We start from the raw sequence: 17,965 nt of genomic DNA, 5'->3' as shown, positions 1-17,965 counted from the left end.
TTTCAATGACCCTCGGGAGCTAACGGAGAGTGAGGTTTGGCCATGACCACAATCACGATCGAAGAGGCCCAGGACAAGCTCTCGCAACTGATCGACCAACTCGCCCCCGGAGAGAAGTTGGTGATCACTCGGAACGCACAACCGATTGCTCAACTGATTGGTCTACCCGCCGAGATACACCATCCTGTCCCAGGCCGAGGGCGGGGGAAACTGGTCGTTTTATCTGAGGATGAAGACCACTTGAAGGGTTTCGAGGGCGACATGTCGTGAGGCTACTCCTCAACACTCCCGCATCCCGCCTCTGGTAATCCATCACCACCTGACATTAAGGCGGAAGTTTGCGACACGACCACGAACCCGCCAAGTCACGACATAAACACACGTACAATAAATTCCGATCAGGCTACAGCCCCCAGACTCGCCGGCCGCCGAGGTACATCGTCAGATAGCCGTCCTCGCTGACCTTGATGACAGGGCCGTGATAGGACGCGGCGATGGCGGCCAAGGTTCTCGCCCCCTCAACGGCACGGGCGATCTTGAGCGCTTCGGGATCGATTTTGAGGATGGCGCCGAAGGTGAGCAGACGGCCGTCGAGGTCCGTCACCACGGCGCCGTCAATCCCGGCCAGGGCTTCGAGGACGGTGGCATCGAGTTCAGCGAGGGTCTGGTCGCGGGCGACATGGTGGAGCGATTGCTTGGCCATGCGGGGCGAGAGGTTCTCGGGGTCGTGGGGATCATCGGTGGCCACTTCTTCGACGATCCGGTCGGCGGGCGCGATCAGTTGCGGGATGGATGATCCGGGGTCGCGGAGCACGACGAACAAGGCGCCTTTCCGGTCTTCCGCCAGGTTCAAGGCGGCCTGGAAGATCCGCAACGCCAGGTCGCTCGGGCATGACTTGCCGATCGCCTTGCACCAAGCCGCGAACTTGGTCGGGATGTCGAGGAGCCGCCAGCGCGCGTCGCTGAAGGCGAAGGTCAGCACCCCCTCGGCGAACACCTTGATCTCTTGCGAAGGGGTCAACACCAGGCAGAGGTGCCCTCCCGACCGGGTCGCCTTGGCATGATTCACGTAGGCGCGGGGACAGGGTGTTTCGAGCGGCGCCGAGCCCTGCACCTTCTCGGCCCAGCGCCCGATGTCCACGGTCCGGGTCAACTCTCCCTGCTGATCGACGATGAATAACGTCTGCACACCGTCACAGAGGCGATGAAACCCTTTGATCGCCGTCAGGCGGGTGTTGAACCGGGGCGCCCCTTCAGGGTTGACCCACTCGGGGGCGGCCGGGTCGTAGGGCGTCCCGAGCAGAAGGGTGCCCAAAGAAACACGACGATTTTCGTACGTGGAGAGCGCCGCGACCCGGAGCGCTTCGAGGGCGGCCGGGATCCGGAAGTGGTCGTCACCACCGAGGTAGTCGGAAAGGATCAGGTCTTCACTGGCGTAGTGGAACCGCTCGATGCGGTTGGCCACCTCCAGGTCGAACAGGCCCCGAAACCGGAGGTCGAGCGCTTCGAGGATCACCTCGATCAGATGCCGCTCCGCGGGCAAGAACGGGGCCGGACTGCCGGGCAGATAGAGGTAGCGCGACCGAAACCATTCGATCTCGACACCGAGGCCGTCGGGGTCATCGCCCACGCGATAATGTTCTTCAAGCGACGCACCGTCCCATTCGATGAAGCTGCGGTCCCCCGCCGCCTCCAAAATCCCGTCCGGGAAAAAGTGCTCGAGGCTCCGCCTCAGGAGCGTCTGATAAAGGCCGACGACTTTCGAGATCGGTCCCGTCGATCGTTCGCGTAGGACGACCGGCTCATTATTCATTCGCCCCTACTCCCGTCCCGCCCCGCCCACTGGCCCGATTTCACGTAGTTCGAGGACATCGGACCCACTCGGAATCGATCCCTCGCACGATTCTACCGTCATCCCAATGGGATTCTACAGGCCGCGACAAAGCCGGCGCGGGCCCGATCGATGGAGCCGTCAGCGCAAAACGGCCGGCTTCGTCTCACCCGCACTCTCCTCAGTCGGACTCTGCGCGATCGTCCGAACCGACGAGGGAGGTCGTGGTTGATCGAACGGAAACGGGACGATCTGACGGACGCAGTGAAACAGGCGGATCTTGCGGATCGGGGTTCCGGAGCGTTTCACTTCGAATTCTCCGAGCAGCTCGATCCGTGAAAAGAAGCGGTCAAAGCAGTGCGGCTCGACCGATCGCCCGTTCATCGAGATGAGGATCCCGTCCTGGCCCATCCAGTCGCTCGGCTTGCTCCAAAAGGCAAAGCTCCGCGCATCCCCCGCGCTGTAGCAGGCGACCGGAGTGGCGTGGTTCCGGGTCGCAAACGCAACGTGGCCGCTGTAATACCAGTTACTCGTAAAGAGAAAGGTGTTGGGCCGATCGAGCAGCCCACGACGTTCCAGTTCGCGACTCACCTCGTCCCAACCATAGAGGTCGAGCGTCGGGTCACGCGAGACCTTGATTAGCCCGAGTGTTCCCTCCCCCCCTTGCTGGAGAACGCCGGTCCTGGTCTGGACCAGAACCACCGTCGCAGCGAACAGCAGGAGCGTTGCAAACACGACGATCCGGCGGTGGAGCCGTGCCGGCTCCTCCTCCCATTTCCGGCCAAGCAACGGGAAAATCGAAAGAAACCCCACCAAGGTCCAGTGCGGCAAGACCGACCGGGTGCAGGCCACCGCCATGAAGATCGAGAGCGGAACGATGGCCTGGCAGAGGAGGAACCGATCGGCTGGCGCGGTCTCAGACGGGGAGAAAAATCGGCGCCCGTTGCGGATCAGAATCGACACCAGGGCCAACCAGACCCAAGGGAACAGGTAGAGCGCCTGTCCCAGCACGGCCGCGCCCAACGTGTCGGGCCGGAACCTCAACCCGCCGAGGGCCCGCGCGCCCTGGAAGGCGAACGAGGCCCATCCATGGGTGGCATTCCACCAGATCACGGGGGAAAAGAGGGCGAGCCCGATCGCCGTGGCCACGTACGGCCCGGCACGCCGGAGCCAATGCCGGGCGGTCGGCTCGAGGAGGAAATAGAGAAAGGTCCCGACCGGGAGAAAGACCGCGTGATACTTGCTGAGCATCGCCGCGCCCCAGGCGACTCCCACCCCAAGCCAGGGTCCGAGTCTCCCTCCCGAATCAATGGCCACCGCGAGCCGATCCAGCGTCAGGAGCCAGAAGAACAGGAGTGGACCGTCGGGCAGCACAAACGCCCCCGCCGCCACACTGTGATAAGCGGTCAGGTTCAGGGCGAGCGCGGCGAGGAATCCCGCTCGAGGACCGTAAAACCGCTCGGTCAGCCGCGCCATCAACCAGGTTGAACCCGCGAACAGCAAAATGAAACCGAGTCGCAAGCGAAAGGGAGAGACAACGCCTCCGGAGAGCACAATCCCCAACCGTTCCACCAATGCAAGCATGGGCGGATGATCAAAATAGCTCCAGTCGTGATGGGTCGCGAAGAGGTAGTGGTAGGCTTCGTCGTTGCCCAGGCCGAGCGACGCGGACCAGGCGAGGCGCAGCGAGGTGGAGATCACGATCAGGAACCAGAGCGAACGTCGCGACGTCATCCTTGACCTCGGCTTCAGGGGCATTCTCTCGAGGAACGCGGGAGCCTGATCTTAAACCGATCGCGGGGCGGAGGCGATGCCAAACTCAGGCGCCCGGGTGTTGCCCTTGGAGAATCGGATTGAGGCTGCCGATAAGGTTCGAATGGGGGTAGGTTCCGTTGGATCTGACTTCTCTTGCCGGTCAATCGGGTGTCTGCTACGATCCCCGACCCCGCCTGGAACGGAATCCTTGCCTCGTACCGGAGTGTTCTCCTCATGGTCAGCCGACGCAAATGGATTCGCCGCGGTTTGGTGGGCGCTCTGGGATGTCTAACAGCCCAGCAGGTCTGGAGGCACGGTCACGACTACGTCTTCGCCGACCAGTTCGCGGTGGTCGAGCCGGGCAAGCTTTATCGAGGCGCCTGGCAACAGCCCTGGCCGATGCGACGGGTTGTCACAAACTATAAGGTCAAGACAGTCTTGGCGTTGGCTCATCCGCCCACTCACCCCTTGGCGATCCGCGAGAAGCAGATGGCGGAGGAGTTGGGCTATCGCTGGGTCCATATCCCGATCGTCGACCAGCGCGGGCTGGGGGACTGGCGCGTGATCTCCGACCTCCTCGAGGAGGCGGCCGCCGTGCTGGCGGACCCCAAGAATCAGCCGGTCTACTTCCATTGCCATCATGGCATCAATCGCACTTCGATGGTCCAGATCGCCTATCGCACCAAGTATTGCGGCTGGACCCTGGAGCAGGCGACCGAAGAGATCGCCCAGTCGTTCGGGCTCGTGGAAGTCGCGCACGGACCCGACTATCGGCACATGGAATCGTTCTACCGCGAGCGCGTGCTCCCCTTCCGCCAGGCCGAGACCAGCCAGGCCAAAGCCGCGAGTCCGCGTCCCGAGCCCACCCGCACGTTCTGATGATTTTGGGGTGTCGGCCGACACGGTATTGATTCCAAAAACCAACGACTTACAATATTCCGTTCGCCCGCGAGCGCCCGATACGTCCGGGGGCTTGTCGGGTCAAGGCAAGAACGCCCGGGGTCAAAGCCGGGGTTTGGGGGGATTCCTCGATTGAACATTCGTCCCGCGCGAGTTGGCGACGTGCCCGCCATTCAGGAACTGATTCGCACGTTCGCCGATCGAAAACTGATGATCCGCCGGTCGTTGGGAGAACTCTATGAATCGATCCGAGAGTTTCTCGTGGCCACTGACGACAACGGTCAAATCGTCGGTTGTGTTGCCCTGCATGTGTTCTGGGAAGACCTTGCCGAACTGAAATGCCTGGCGGTCTCTGAACATGCCCACGGGCGTGGCGTGGGGCGAGCGCTCCTTGATTCTTGTTGGGAGGCCGCCCGCCTTCTCGAGATCAAGACGGTGTTTACGCTCACCTATGTCGCCGATTTCTTTGAGAAATGCGGCTACCATCGCATTGAGAAGGCCGACCTGCCGCACAAAATCTGGAATGAGTGCGTGCGGTGTCCGCTCTTCCCCAACTGCAATGAGATCGCGCTGATTCGTTCTGTCGCCACGGAGTGGCAAAGCGTTAACGGCGAGTTGGCGACGGTCTCTGTGTAAGCGTCGACGACCTCCGCAATCATTCTTGCGGCAACCCAAAAGAGGGGCCCTCCGTGGCCCCTCGTGTCGTTTCTTCGAGGTCGCCTGTGAGCGGACCGCATCTCGACCCACCCCGCCGCGGGACGTTCCGGGCCTTGGGATTGGCGGTGGCCGCGTCGACACTCGTGCTGATGATCGCGACCGAATCGCGGCTCTCGATCGTCTGGGACGAGGGCTACACGCTCGGCCGCGAAGCGCGGATCCGCGCCTGGTTTGCCGCGCTCCGCGATCCCGCACGGTTCGCGGCAACCTGGCAGCCGCCGGACCTGGAATTGGTCCAGCAGGATCAATACCCCGCCCCCCGTCCCGACCAGATGCGCACCCGCGGCCAACTCTTCGACAAGAACGTGCTCGCCTGGTTCTGGCCCTTCGCCCGTGAGGAGCCCCACGGCCATCCGCCGTTCTATGCGATCGTCGGCCTGGCCGGGGACCTTCTGACTCCCAGTTGGTGGAGCGAGCTCGCGCGGGCACGGTTTGGCCCGATGCTTCTGTTCAGCCTGACGGCCGGAGCACTCTGGACGTTCGTGGCCCAGCGCTGGGGACGATGGGCGGCTTCATTGGCCGCGGGAGCCTGGATCTTCCAGCCGAACCTGTTCGCCAACGGCCACTATGCGACGGTCGATGCCATCCTCGCCAGTCTCTGGGTCCTGGCCTTGATCGCGTTCGCCGAGGCGGTCCTCCCCCGAACCGCCACGGCTGTCGAGGTCCGGTCGCCAAGGTGGGGTTGGGTCATTCTCTTCGGCCTACTCGCCGGTTGGGCGGCCGACTGCAAGCTGACCGGGTGGTTCCTCCCGCTTCCGTTCCTGGTCTGGACCGTCGTCGAACGGAGTCGCCGGGGCTTCCTGACCTTGCTCGTCGGCGGTCTGATCGCCGTCTTGACGCTCTACGCGTTCAACCCGAGCTGGTGGAACGCTCCAATCGACGGGGTGCGGCGCTTCCTCGAATCGAACCTGACGCGCTCGAGGACGATCCCAATCCCGGTGCTCTTTCTCGGGCAGATCTACGTCACCCCCAAACAGTCGCTCCCCTGGTACAACACCCTGGCGTGGACCCTGTTTGTCACCCCGGTCGGGTTCCTCGCCCTGGCAATCGTGGGTGCTGGTCAGGCAATCCGCCGGTTCCGGAGCCGGCCGTTCGAGGTTCTGGCGATCGTTCATTGGAGCTTCCTTCTGGCGCTCCGCGCGCTGCCTCACACCCCCGGGCACGACGGCGTCCGCCAGTTCTTGCCCGCGTTCGGGATGTTGGCGATCATCGCCGGCCTCGGAGCCGCGGCACTGATCGAACGATTCAAGCGCTGGGGCAAGGCGATCGTGGCCGCCGCCTTGGTCGAGGGCGCACTCAGCATCGCCCTGATGATGCCGGTCCCGCTCTCCTACTTCAGCCCGATCGTCGGCGGCCTTCCCGGCGCGGTCAAGCTCGGGATGGAACCCACCTACTTCTGGGACGGGCTGACGGAAGAGGCGCTCGACTGGCTGAACGACCAGACGCCGCCGAACCAAAGAATCGAGTTTGCGACCTTCCCCACATCCTGGCTCTATCTTCACCAGTCGGGCCGGCTGAAGCCGGACGTGATCCCCGATCCGCGACGGTCGGCCGCCTGGTTCGTGCTCCAGAACCGGCCCGGCGCGTTACAGCCTTGGGACCGCGCTCTGATCGCGAACGGTCAGCCCGCCTACGTCGTCTCGAAGTGGGGAGTTCCCCTCGTCTGGATTTACCCCTACCACGAACGCGAGTCGATACTCCCCACGCGGGGCAATGGGACTCAATAGCGTCGGGTCTGTTCGGACTTGCTCGTCGAGGCGAGAAAGCGATCGAGCCGCCCCAGGGTCACGGGGGTCGCTCCTTGATCCTGCCAGACGATCCGCCCTTGGCGATCGACGAGGATCAAGGTGGGATACGCTTGAACCTTCAACGCTTCCTGGAGCGGGCAAGGTCCATCCATGCCGCTGAGCAGCACGGGGTAGTTAATCCCCAACCGGCGAACTTCCAGGCTTACCGTCTTGGCACGCTCGGCGAGCGGACCCTGCTCACAGGCGATGCCGACCACTTTGAGCTTGCCCGTTCCCATCCGATTCTGGAGTTCAACCAGGTGGGGAATCGACCGCAGGCAGGGCTGACACCAGGTCCCCCAAAAGTCGATCAGGACGAGGTCGGCATCGAGCTCCTGGAAACGAACCGGCCTGCCCTCAAGGTCGGGCAGGCGGAAATCATTGATCTTTCGGTGCTTGGCGTCGTAGTCGCAAAAGGCTTTGCCAACATCGGCTTGAGCTTGCGACGGCGCCGCGCGCGTGCTCGTTGGCAACGCGGGGGGTTGTTCCATCAAAAAGGCATGCGCCGCAGGTTTCATCGGCCCTAAAACCGCGGGCCCAACTCCCTTCCGACTCTCAACTTGCGCGAGGGGTGGCTTGGGGGCGAGTGAGGCCAGGTCTTTCCAGGTCGGCCGCTTTCGGGTGTCGGGGGGAGGAGCGGGTGCTTCGTTCGTTGCCGGTGCGTCCGAACCGGTCTCGAAAACCGACTGACCCGTCGCCGCGGCCATCGCAGGCGCAAATGACGAAGCCGGCTCGAAGCTGGGGGTGTCGAACGGCGAGGGTTCGGCCACTTCATTTCGCCCCGGAGCCGCCGCAACTGCGGGAGGAAGGCCTGGCGCCGGCTGCCCTTCCGCCGAAGCCGCCTCGACCGGGCCCGGCAAATCATTCAGAAACGGAGGTTTCGTCTCGCTCAACGCGGCGAGGTCGGCGCTAGTCGCCGGGGCCGCTTCAACCGGTGCGGCCGGCGAATCATCGCTCAAGAACCGAGGTGTCGTCTCGCTCAACGCGAGGAGGTTGGCACCGGCCGCCGGGGCTTCCCCAATCGGACCTGGAACCTCGGCGGGTTTCTCGGCCTGGCCAGCCTCAACCGCGGGCGGTAGGAAGGCTATATCCGCCGACGAAGACGCGCTCGTTTTTTTTTCCGGCCCCAGTTCCGGTTCCGACTCCGGGTCCAGTCCCGGTGCGGGAAGCAGGCTCGGATCGGCGAGGGACAGATCCCCTTCCCGACCCGGCTCGCGCGCTGGGGGAAGCGGATTGACTTCCGAGGACGCGGGTTCGGAATCGGATTCGGGTTCGACCTCATGCGTCTGAACCGACCGCCGTGGCTTTGTCGTTCTGGCCGGAGCCGTGACGGACATCTGCCCTGGCTCGCGTTCCCTCGCGAGAGCATCGTCGTCGTCACCTGAAATCGCGGCGGAGCGAGGCACGGACCGTGGCTTGCGCGCTCGAGGAAGCGGAACGAGGTCCCGATCCCGAGGCGCCTGCCCCGGCTCGAGCGCCGGGGGAAGCGGGTTCGGCCCCTCGTCTTCGTCAGCCGGACTCGATGCGATCGCGCTCGCTTCGTGTGTCTCGGAATCCTGGAGCGCGGATATCTTGCCATGACCGGGCTCGGTCGCCGCTTTCGAGTCCTGCCGCGTGACTCCATCCGCTCCCACCCCTCGCCAGCGGACCCGACCCGTCGCCGAGCCCTGACGCGCGGGGGCGGGAGTTCGCACGCCCCCAGCCGCGGGATAAGACTCGGCCTCAGGCGGCGGCAGATCCTCAACATTCACGCGTGGCTTCCGGGACGATACTCGGGGGACATCGATCAGCGTTTCGTCGTCGTCATCCGGGTCCGGAAGTGACGCCTTTTCCGACACGGGGCTGATTCGATTCGGCCGGATCGGGGCGCTGGCGGTCTTGGACTCGGTGCCGGACGGAGCCAGGGTGATCCGAACGTTCGTGTCGGGTGCATCCACGACGCTCCGGCCGGTCAGATACTCCTGACCGTCCTCCCACTCGGCGATGACGGTATGCGAGGAGCCAGCGCGAACCCCATTGAGCGTGAACGCTCCGGTACGGTCGGTCGTGGCGCTAATGACCTGTCCGCCGGGTGTGTTCCCCACGGCAAGTCGCACGCGAACGTCCGGAAGCGGTTCTCCCGTGTCGTCGACCACTCGGCCCGAGATCCGTCCCTTGGCACGCACCGACGGCTCGGCGGGCGCGGCGTCAGCCACCACCGACGCTCCCGGCTCGCCCGTGACCACGGGATACTTCTTGTCCCCTACCGATGCGACCGTCTGCATCTTGGAGGAAACGCCCGACGTGCTGGCGCAGCCGGCCAGGCACAATAAAAGAGGAAGGAGTAACAGACTCGTTGAAGTTCTCAAGGTGTGCATAGCGGGGATTCCTCCTCCTGACGAGCGAACCGGGTCAGCGAGGTCATGACCTGAAGGTCGCGCCGGGAATGAGGAGCTCCGCCCTTCATCCCGCAGGGTCCGTTTTCCGGACAATCCTCACTGAGACCGACAGCACGACGACCCGCCCGGAGTCGCCGTACTCTCGTCTTCGGCACTTGAGAAAAAGAACTTGATTCTTTCTCGAAAGATTTTCGAGAAAACGACCGAGGAGGCCGGCCAATCAGTTCCAGGTCGCGACCTCGCGCCTGGCGGCGCGAAGCAACGCGCGAACCACTTCGGCATCCTCATCCGGTGGTTTCGATTCGAGATAGGACTGCAACGGGGAGATCGCGTCGGCCGGGCGATCGAGCTGCAAACAGAGCATCCCCAGGTCGCGCTGTTCGTCGCCATCATTCGGATTCAAGGCCGCCAACCGCCTCTGCACGGACAAGGCGGTCTGAAAGTCATGATTCCGAAAGTAGATCGCCTTGAGGTTGCGAAGCATGCGTGCAACCACCTGATCATGACCACAGGGGGCAAGTTGCAAGTCGGTCAGTTCGACGGGCTTCCCCAAGATCCCGGAGACCGTGCGACAGCACCCTTCGCGATCGAGCAAAACCCCGCCATGGAACGGGTCGACAAAGATCGTGGAATCGGCCCGGCCGACTCGGAGCATGAAATGCCAAGGGAGGTTGACGCCCGCCATCGCCAGCCCGAGCCGTTCGGCAAGCGTCCAGTAGAGGACGGAGAGGCTGATCGGGATCCCGGTCTTGCGGTCGACCACCTCGTTGACATAACTATTCCGGGGGTCGTAATAGTCGTCGACGTTCCCCTGATACCCCTCTTCGACGAAGAGGACCCAGTTGATCTGGCCGAGCACCTGCCTTGGTTTCGCCCCCGCCGGACAGCGGTCGCGGATCCGGAGCGCGAGCGATTCCACCTTTTCGAGGTAGCGCTCCGCCTCGAGTTCCGGGTACGCGTCCCGCGCGATCTCGAGCGCGATCCGGATCAAGTCGGACGGGGGCTCGCGACGCAACAGACGCTGAAATTCCGGGCTTTCGGCAAACGGAGACACCACGCGAAAACCTCCGAGTCGCGTTCCCAACATCCGACCCTTTAGAAAGATACGCAACTCCCGAGTTCGCGGCAACCGCACCCGGTCCTCGACCGTGCTCAAGGTCGTGGCAACACCGACGTTCAAAGACGTACAGAAGAACATGAACCCCCTGGGCGGCGGCCGATTCTCCCGAGTGGGAGTGGCTTCAGGACCAAGGGGAATTCACCTGTGGCGTGTAAACGGAGGGCACGGAGGACATCCGCAAACGATGGGTCCATGGGGAATTCGCGGAGAAATCGAACAATCGGCTTCCCTCGTTACACTACATTTCGGAATTCGAGTCAGAACGGGGAACCCGACCGATGGCCGATGCTCAGCACACCGTGAGTCGTCACCTGCGAACACTTTTCGAGATCGGCGCGGTTGCTGGCCTCAGCGACGGGCAACTGCTCGACCTGTTCGTGACCCGTGGCAATGAAACGGCCTTCGCCGCGCTGATCGAGCGACACGGACCGATGGTGCAGCGGGTCTGCCATGAGGTTCTGGGTGACCACCACGACACCCAAGATGCCTTCCAGGCGACGTTTCTGGTCCTGGCGCAGCAAGCCCGCTCCATCCGGCGACGCGATTCGCTCGCGAGTTGGCTTTACGGCGTGGCTTTGCGGATCGGAGCATGCGCCCGATCCGCCTCGGCCCGACGAAAGCGACACGAACGGAACTGGGCCGCACTGCGAGTGACAGAGACCGGCGGTAAAGACGAGAAGAACCGAGAGGGAGTTGAACCGGTTTTGCACGTGGAACTCGGCCGGCTGCCCGAGCGATTTCGCGCCCCCCTGGTCCTCTGCTGCCTGGAAGGCCGCACTTACGAGGAGGCCGCTCAGATCCTGCTCTGCCCGGTGGGGACCATCAAGAGCCGGTTGGCAACCGCTCGCGAGCGGCTGCGGCGCCGCATGGAACGGATGGCACTCGTTCCCCTGGCGGGGCAGTCCGGAATCGCGTTCCACCTGACGGCGGCCACCCCGGTCGCGGTCCCGGCCCAGCTTGTCAACATGACGATTCAGGAAGTCGTTCGCAATCGCGTGGCGGGGGTCGCGACCACGGCCGTTGCCAAACTCGCCCAAGGAGTCCTCAAGAGCATGCTTCTGAACCGACTGAGCGCAATCCTGGGGATTCTGGTGGTCTCCGCGATCCTGGCGACCGGAGCCATCAGCCTGGCCCGATCCGCCGGGGAGGCTGAGGCGGTGGCTGATGCGAACGTCACTGCCCCACCCAACGCAGGTGAGCCGCCCCGAGCCGCTTCCGAGCATCATACTCCGAAATCTCAAGCCGTACCTCGAACGACGGACCCGATCGTTTTGACGGGGCGAGTCGTTGACGAGCGGGGTCGGCCGGTTTCCAAAGCCAGGGTTCGCGTTCGGCGATTCCGAGGCAGTCTGCGTCCGTTGCGGACTGCCGCGAAGGTGGTCGATGTCTGGGAAGTTCGGACCGACCCCGAAGGACGCTATCGGATCGATGGCGTCAACGGGATCCAGGGCGACGATTCTCAGCACCTGGCGCTGGACGTCAACGCTCCGGAATATGTCGAGTTTTTCCAGCCTCATTTCTCGGATCTTCTCGGGTTGGCGGTAAGGCAGGGAAATCTTGCCGACATCCGGCTCAAGCGCGGGGTCGCCGTCATCGGGCGCTGCGTCGGTCCCGATGGCAAGCCCGTGGCCGGGGCGAAGATCCATTCGGCCTATGCCGATGAACCGATGAGTGGTCTGGGCCGGACGCAAACGACCGATGCCACCGGGCATTTCCGACTCACCCTCCCCGACGGCCGGAATGCCGAGTTGATCGTGTATCCCCAATCACTGGCGCCACGGAGAGTCCGCGTCCCGGTAGGTGGTGGTGATTTGGGCGACATCTCGCTCGAAACCGGTATCGAGATCGACGGATCCTTGGAGGACGCGCGGGGCATTGTCTTCGTCGGGACAGGTTCCGCGGAGGGACTGACCGCAGAGGCTTTCGTCCCAGGCAGCCCTCCTCTGCCAGACAAGCTCATCGCCTTCGAGAGCACCGATCGAGGTGAGTTTGGCTGGTTCCCGATCGTCCTCGCGGCCAAGACCGACCGCGATGGACGTTTTCAGATACCGAGCGTGAAGGGCGCATTCAAGATCTGGGCCGCCCAGGCCCACGAAGCAGGACGGGACGACAGCGGCCCCGTCAGTTGCGACGGCCCGGTTCCAGCCGTCTTGCCCCGAATCATGCACTTCGATCCCCAGTCCGGCAGAGTGCGTCAGGAATTAGTTCTCGGAACCCGAACCGAAGTCACGATTCGCGGGACGATCACAGGCCCGGACGGGAAACCGGCCAATAGTGTTGGTTTATATTTACTCGTCGCGATAGAAGACGGGAACCGCTTAACACCGCTCCGGTGGACCGCAACGGATGCCAACGGCCGCTACGCCTTGACCGGCATCCCACGCGGCCTCACGCAGGCCCAACTCAGCGTGTTCGCCGAGCCGCCGGACCAACACTCCTTCGGTGGAATCGTCGCCTCGGGACGTTTTCAGAGGGAAGCCAGCGCCGCGAGTGTGCGTTTCGAACGGTTGGAGCAGGATCAAGATCCGCTCGACTTCCGCTTGCAATTCGAGCCCCTGCCGCCGCCGGGCCCGCCCAAAGATGGTCCGGCCGACGGTAAGGAGTAAACTTTGCGATGGTCACGGGAGTGTGCTCCCGAAACGGACTGGGGGTCGGACGGAAAATAGCGTCTACGGACGAGGAGATGGCCGCGACCGACTTGCCCAGTGCATCCGAGGCGACCGAACTGAGCATGATGTTGGCGTCTTCAGGAACAGCAAGGATGTCAGATTGTCGGATTACCGGCCCACCAGATCCGTGAGCAATTCGACGCGATCCACGCGGACAATTGACGGTATGAAAGAGATCAATCTCGATCGGTTCCCCGATCCCCAGGATGATCGCCACCGGCCCTGTCGCTCAGCATAAGTTGCATCAGCACGTCCGTCTGATCATCATTGCCTAGGCGAAACATCTCGGTCCCTACCGACACAAACCTCCACCGCTCGTAGAAAGCTTTGGCACGGTGGTTGTGCTCCCAAACCCCCAACCACAGACACTTGTGACCCGAGTTCTTGGCCCACTCGATACTGGACCGCATCAACGCCGCCCCAACGCCCGAACCGATTGCGTCGGCGGATACGTACAACTTGACCAACCGCACCGGGGACGGCCCAGTGATGCAGGCGGGTGGGTCAGCGGGTGCGACCCTCGCAAAGCCGATTGCCCTCGGGGGGGCCTCGGCTACAAGGTAGACTGCCCCCGGCTCGCCAATCTCAGCGGTGAGCCGCCCGACGGTGAACGCCTCTTTCATGTAGGCATCCATATTTTCCGAGCTGTTCTGGGCGGCGAACGTTTCGTGAAACGTCTGTCGAGCCAAATCTGCCAGCACGCCAGCGTCACCGATGTCGGCAGTACGAATGGATACCATGCTCTTCTCCCGCATAGAGCCTCGCAGTCAATGCTCGCGTTGTGCGTTCGCAAGCGGCCGAGTTTCCTCATCTCAGTCCGCATGCTCCTGGCCGACTCGTTTCAAGGCTTCGACGTAGAGCGTCAGACATCGAATCAGTTCTTGGCGGTCGGCCGAGGCCAGCTTGCGTAAAGCCCTCGAGACCTGGTCTGTGACGACTCGGTCGATGTTGCCGCGAAGGGACCGGCCCGAATCCGTCAAGTGCAGGTGAAAGGATCGGGCGTCGTCGCTCGCCGACTCACGCCTGACCAAGCCGGCCGCCTCGAGCTTGGTGACCTGCCGACTTGTGTTCGACTTGTCGAGACGCAGCAGGTCGGCCAGGTCGCGGGCCTGGATGCCAGGCGTGCGGCCGATTTCGAGGACCGCGTGGACCGCCGAAGCCCCTAAACCGGTGTCGCCCAGCGTGGGTCGCATGAATCCGAGCTCGCGGACGAGCTTGCGAGAAACGTCCCTCAACTCCTCGACCGGGAGTTCCTCGGGCGCTGGTGGTCCCTGTTGCATGACGGCTCCCGCATTAGTTGTGCTTCGCAACCATATTAGTTGCGTCGTGCAACCATGTCAAGGGGTCGGCAGCAACGTTCTACGAGCGGGAATTCCTTCCCGTTGCCTTGGATTCTAAGTATGGCCTCGCAGGACTGAAGCTGAAGAGGCTGAGGCTTCGCGTCCCGCCCCCTGATCTACCCCCCCCGGGGGAAGTCCATCGCTAGGGACGCGCGGACCCTAGTCGACCTTGGGCTTTGCTCGCAATTTGCCATAATTCGACCCCCCTTTTTTTCGAGCCGCCGTCATGAACGGCATCCCGTTCGGTGGACTGCGGGAAGAGATCTGGCTCCATTCGATTGCCGCAAGAGCACTGGCGGCCGACGGGCAGGCCTGGCACGCCACAAACGGCAGCCACGACCATGGCAAGGCGATTGAAGAGGGGCTCTGGGGACATTTCGGCAAGTACGCAAGTCCCGAGATCAAGGCGTTTTTGAGAAGATTGGTCGAAGGCGTGCCGCGGATGGATCCGCCTACGCGACCTTCAGCCTGGAGAAGCTCCGGTTCTTCCAAAAAAAGGGCTGGTCGACCTTCGCGAGCAGGTGGCGTATCGGGTCGGATGGAAGTAGGGGGCCATGGACGAGGTGATGGCCGCGATCGACTTCGCCACTGAGTTTTGCCAGTGGATCAATCAATTAGTCGAGGCTGAGAAAGACCTTTGGTTTTCATTCGACTGAGAATCTGTCGAATTGTCGTATCCCCCTCCCCCGCCGATCGCCTCTGCGTTTTCACGCTTCTCCGAACTTATTAAACGACATCATCAATTCACGATCTCTTTGCGGCCTGGGTTAAATCCCACCCTACAGGAATCGTCGGTTCGACGATCTGACGCCAAGGCCGATCGCGACGAAACCAGAGAAGCGGTCCTCGCCGCGCAATGGACCAGGAAAAAATCAGGCTCACGCTTGCGTTCCTCCGATGTTAAACTTATTGTACACAGACACTGGGGAGGCGACCGATGATTCCGAAGAATGAGTGAGGTCTCCCCAACATTGATTCGATGGCCCTCCGTCTGCCTGACCCTCTTTTCCCGCCGGGTTGGTGTTCCTACCCAAACGACATCAAAAACCAGGGAGCCCGCGATGTCGGTCTCTCGCCGGATCGTCCGATCGCGTGTACTCGGCCTCGGGACGCTCCCCAGAGGCTCTGTCCCGGGCACCATGCCAAGCTGAGAGTGGATCGGGGCTGACGGCGTTGCCAGGCGGATGGGGCGTGCGGAAAGCCTTGCCGGCTCTCTACCTGAGAAAGAGCGGTCCGATGCGACAGAATCGCCAGATGACCAGGTGGGTGCCGCTCGCCTTCGTGGCCGCCCTCTCGTGGTGCGCGACACCCGGTTTCGCGACCGAGCCGGCACGCCCGCTTAGCTTCGTCAACGACGTGATGCCGATCCTGACCAAGGCCTCGTGTAATTCGGGCGGCTGCCACGCGAAGGCGGGAAACGGGCAGAACGGCTTTCGACTGTCATTGCTCGGGTTCGAACCCCAGGAGGACTACGAACACATCGTGAAGGAAGGGCACGGTCGGCGGGTGTTCCCGGCGGCTCCCGAGCAGAGCTTACTGCTCTTGAAGGCGTCGAACGTCGTCCCGCACGGCGGTGGTAAGCGACTCGACCCGAGCTCGGAGGGCTACACGCAGTTGGCCCGTTGGATCAGCGAAGGCATGGCCTACGGCAAAGAGACCGACCCCAAGCTCGTGTCGATCGAGGTGCAACCGAAGCGGAACGTGATGAAGCTCCAGGGGGAACAGCAGCTCAAGGTGCTGGCCCACTATTCGGACGACCACACTGCGGACGTGACCCGGATGGCGCTCTACGAACCCAACGACAAGGGGATGGCGGAGGCCGACGAAAACGGCCTCGTCAAGCTCCTCGACGTCCCCGGCAACGTGGCCGTGATGGTGCGTTATCAAGGGATGGTGTCGGTTTACATCGCCTCGATTCCGCTGGGTGCGCCGGTCGTGCAGATGCCCGCCGAGAAGAACTTCATCGACACCCTCATCTTCGCCAACCTGAAGCAGGTGGGCGTCCCCCCCTCCCCTGTCTGCGATGACGCCACGTTTCTCCGTCGCGTCGCGCTGGATATCGCAGGGCGCGTGCCCACTCTGGAGGAAGCACGTGAGTTCCTGTCGAGCCATGACGCGGACAAACGCGATCGCCTGATCGAGTCCTCGCTGAGCAGTCCCGACTACGCGGACTACTTCGCCAACAAGTGGACCGCGATTTTGCGGAATCGGCGCGATGATACCAGCGACATCACGGCGAACTTCGCGTTCCACTCCTGGGTGCGCGACGGCCTCCTGGCGAACAAGCCCTACGACCAGATGGTGCGCGAGCTCCTGGCGGCGACCGGGACGATCGCGGATAACCCGGCCGTGGCCTGGTACAAGCGGGTGCTGGAGCCGCAGCAGCAGCTCGAAGACGTGGCGCAGCTCTTCCTCGGCGTGCGCATGCAATGCGCTCAGTGCCACCACCATCCATTCGAACGCTGGAGCCAGAACGACTACTTCAGCCTCGGCGCGTTCTTCAGCCGAGTGGGACGCAAACCAACGTCGACCCGGGGCGAAAGCCTGATCTTTCACCAGCGCGGCACGGCCCAGTTGGAGAACAAGAAGACGAAGATCCCGGTGATGCCCGCGACCCTGGGAGGCCCCACCCTGGCGATTCCCCAGGATGAAGACCCGCGTCTGAAGCTGGCTGACTGGATGAGCGACAAGGCGAACCCTTACTTCGCCAAGTCGCTGGTGAATCGTTACTGGAAGCACTTCTTCAAACGGGGTCTCATCGAACCCGAGGACGATATCCGCGAGACGAACCCGGCGACGAATCCCGAGCTCCTGGATGCCCTGGCCAATCAGTTCGTCGCCAGCGGCTATGACCTGAAGGCCGTGGTCCGCGTGATCACCCAGTCGCACACCTACCAATTGAGCGCCCTACCCAACGCATACAACGGCGTCGATCGCCAGAACTTCTCGCACTACTACCCCAAACGGATGCAAGCCGAGGTCTTACTGGATGCGCTCGACCAGCTCACCGGCGCAAAAACGGACTTCGCCAACCTCCCCCCCGGCACCCGTGCGATCTCGCTTCCCGACAACAGCTACAACCGAAGTTCCCCCTTCTTGAAGGTCTTCGGCAGGCCCGAGGGGGCGAGCGTTTGCGAGTGCGAGCGAGTCCAGTCGCCGAGTCTCGCGCAGAGCCTACACCTGATGAACGCGGCGGACGTGAAGGCGAAACTGAGCACGCCGAATGGACGCGCAGACCTCTTGGCGAAATCGAACCAGGCCGAGTCCGAGAAGGTCCGCGAGCTCTACCTGGCCGCCTACTCGCGCGAGCCGAGCGTCGCGGAGTTGAAGGTGACCGAGGCGTATGTCGCCAGGCCGCGGGTCGACGCGCAAGGCAAGCCGCTCGATCCCGCACGGGCCAAGCGCGAAGCCTACGAAGACCTGCTCTGGGCGATCATCAACACCAAAGAGTACCTTTACAATCACTAA

Annotated in this window: 12 protein-coding genes; 6 read left to right on the top strand and 6 right to left on the bottom strand. The window is 63.0% G+C overall.

Features of this window, described 5'->3' with window-relative positions; translation table 11 throughout:
- Positions 1–42: 42 nt before the first annotated feature.
- Positions 43–270: a type II toxin-antitoxin system Phd/YefM family antitoxin gene (locus BUS42_RS04465; protein WP_074305617.1), complete on the top strand. Its 228-nt coding sequence runs from the start codon at positions 43–45 to the stop codon at positions 268–270.
- A 133-nt stretch (positions 271–403) separates the two neighbouring features.
- Here the strand turns inward: BUS42_RS04465 and BUS42_RS04460 are convergent, their stop codons facing one another.
- Both BUS42_RS04460 and BUS42_RS04455 read right to left on the bottom strand, forming a co-directional pair.
- Positions 404–1,813: a diadenylate cyclase gene (locus BUS42_RS04460; RefSeq protein ID WP_074305615.1), complete on the bottom strand. Its 1,410-nt coding sequence runs from the start codon at positions 1,811–1,813 to the stop codon at positions 404–406.
- Positions 1,814–1,972: 159 nt separating this feature from the next.
- The gene (locus tag BUS42_RS04455; RefSeq protein WP_074305613.1) at positions 1,973–3,565 is read right to left on the bottom strand and encodes an ArnT family glycosyltransferase; all 1,593 of its coding nucleotides are present in this window, start codon (positions 3,563–3,565) and stop codon (positions 1,973–1,975) included.
- A gap of 255 nt (positions 3,566–3,820) precedes the next feature.
- Here BUS42_RS04455 and BUS42_RS04450 point away from each other — a divergent pair, with 255 nt between their 5' ends.
- From BUS42_RS04450 to BUS42_RS04440, 3 genes are all read left to right on the top strand, one after another.
- Positions 3,821–4,465 (top strand): phosphatase domain-containing putative toxin, encoded by a 645-nt coding sequence (locus BUS42_RS04450; protein ID WP_074310681.1) that lies wholly within the window; start codon positions 3,821–3,823, stop codon positions 4,463–4,465.
- Positions 4,466–4,618: 153 nt separating this feature from the next.
- Positions 4,619–5,122 (top strand): N-acetyltransferase, encoded by a 504-nt coding sequence (locus tag BUS42_RS04445; RefSeq protein WP_074305612.1) that lies wholly within the window; start codon positions 4,619–4,621, stop codon positions 5,120–5,122.
- An 86-nt stretch (positions 5,123–5,208) separates the two neighbouring features.
- Complete coding sequence (locus tag BUS42_RS04440) at positions 5,209–6,930, top strand: ArnT family glycosyltransferase (RefSeq protein ID WP_074305609.1); 1,722 nt, start codon at positions 5,209–5,211, stop codon at positions 6,928–6,930.
- On the opposite strand, the gene BUS42_RS04435 is transcribed toward BUS42_RS04440, so the two are convergent.
- Both BUS42_RS04435 and BUS42_RS04430 read right to left on the bottom strand, forming a co-directional pair.
- Positions 6,924–9,347, bottom strand: coding sequence for a redoxin family protein (locus BUS42_RS04435; RefSeq protein WP_074305607.1), 2,424 nt, complete (start codon positions 9,345–9,347; stop codon positions 6,924–6,926). The two genes, BUS42_RS04440 and BUS42_RS04435, sit on opposite strands and share 7 nt — an antisense overlap.
- 241 nt (positions 9,348–9,588) lie before the next feature.
- The gene (locus BUS42_RS04430; protein WP_254053295.1) at positions 9,589–10,425 is read right to left on the bottom strand and encodes a SirB1 family protein; all 837 of its coding nucleotides are present in this window, start codon (positions 10,423–10,425) and stop codon (positions 9,589–9,591) included.
- 341 nt (positions 10,426–10,766) lie between these two features.
- On the opposite strand from BUS42_RS04430, the gene BUS42_RS04425 reads away from it, so the two are divergent.
- Entirely contained in the window at positions 10,767–13,094 is a 2,328-nt protein-coding gene (locus tag BUS42_RS04425) for a sigma-70 family RNA polymerase sigma factor (RefSeq protein WP_074305606.1), read from the top strand.
- A gap of 239 nt (positions 13,095–13,333) precedes the next feature.
- Here BUS42_RS04425 and BUS42_RS04420 read toward each other — a convergent pair whose 3' ends face one another.
- Positions 13,334–13,912 (bottom strand): GNAT family N-acetyltransferase, encoded by a 579-nt coding sequence (locus BUS42_RS04420; RefSeq protein WP_074305605.1) that lies wholly within the window; start codon positions 13,910–13,912, stop codon positions 13,334–13,336.
- Positions 13,913–13,969: 57 nt separating this feature from the next.
- Positions 13,970–14,437, bottom strand: a complete 468-nt coding sequence (locus BUS42_RS04415; RefSeq protein WP_074305604.1) for a MarR family winged helix-turn-helix transcriptional regulator — start codon at positions 14,435–14,437, stop codon at positions 13,970–13,972.
- Between the two features lie 1,296 nt (positions 14,438–15,733).
- Here BUS42_RS04415 and BUS42_RS04410 point away from each other — a divergent pair.
- Positions 15,734–17,965: a DUF1549 and DUF1553 domain-containing protein gene (locus BUS42_RS04410; RefSeq protein ID WP_216821003.1), complete on the top strand. Its 2,232-nt coding sequence runs from the start codon at positions 15,734–15,736 to the stop codon at positions 17,963–17,965.

Origin of the sequence: Singulisphaera sp. GP187, from assembly GCF_900129635.1 — a bacterium.
Taxonomy (GTDB): Bacteria; Planctomycetota; Planctomycetia; order Isosphaerales; family Isosphaeraceae; genus Singulisphaera.
Note: the sequence above shows the minus strand (reverse complement) of the source record. Positions and strands in the feature narration are given on the sequence as shown.

Coding starts and splice junctions, on each gene's coding strand:
- BUS42_RS04455 (WP_074305613.1), bottom strand. CDS start 3,565: ATGACGTCGCGACGTTCGCTCTGGTTCCTGATCGTGATCTCCACCTCG.
- BUS42_RS04415 (WP_074305604.1), bottom strand. CDS start 14,437: ATGCAACAGGGACCACCAGCGCCCGAGGAACTCCCGGTCGAGGAGTTG.
- BUS42_RS04420 (WP_074305605.1), bottom strand. CDS start 13,912: ATGCGGGAGAAGAGCATGGTATCCATTCGTACTGCCGACATCGGTGAC.
- BUS42_RS04425 (WP_074305606.1), top strand. CDS start 10,767: ATGGCCGATGCTCAGCACACCGTGAGTCGTCACCTGCGAACACTTTTC.
- BUS42_RS04460 (WP_074305615.1), bottom strand. CDS start 1,813: ATGAATAATGAGCCGGTCGTCCTACGCGAACGATCGACGGGACCGATC.
- BUS42_RS04450 (WP_074310681.1), top strand. CDS start 3,821: ATGGTCAGCCGACGCAAATGGATTCGCCGCGGTTTGGTGGGCGCTCTG.
- BUS42_RS04465 (WP_074305617.1), top strand. CDS start 43: ATGACCACAATCACGATCGAAGAGGCCCAGGACAAGCTCTCGCAACTG.
- BUS42_RS04410 (WP_216821003.1), top strand. CDS start 15,734: ATGCGACAGAATCGCCAGATGACCAGGTGGGTGCCGCTCGCCTTCGTG.
- BUS42_RS04435 (WP_074305607.1), bottom strand. CDS start 9,347: ATGCACACCTTGAGAACTTCAACGAGTCTGTTACTCCTTCCTCTTTTA.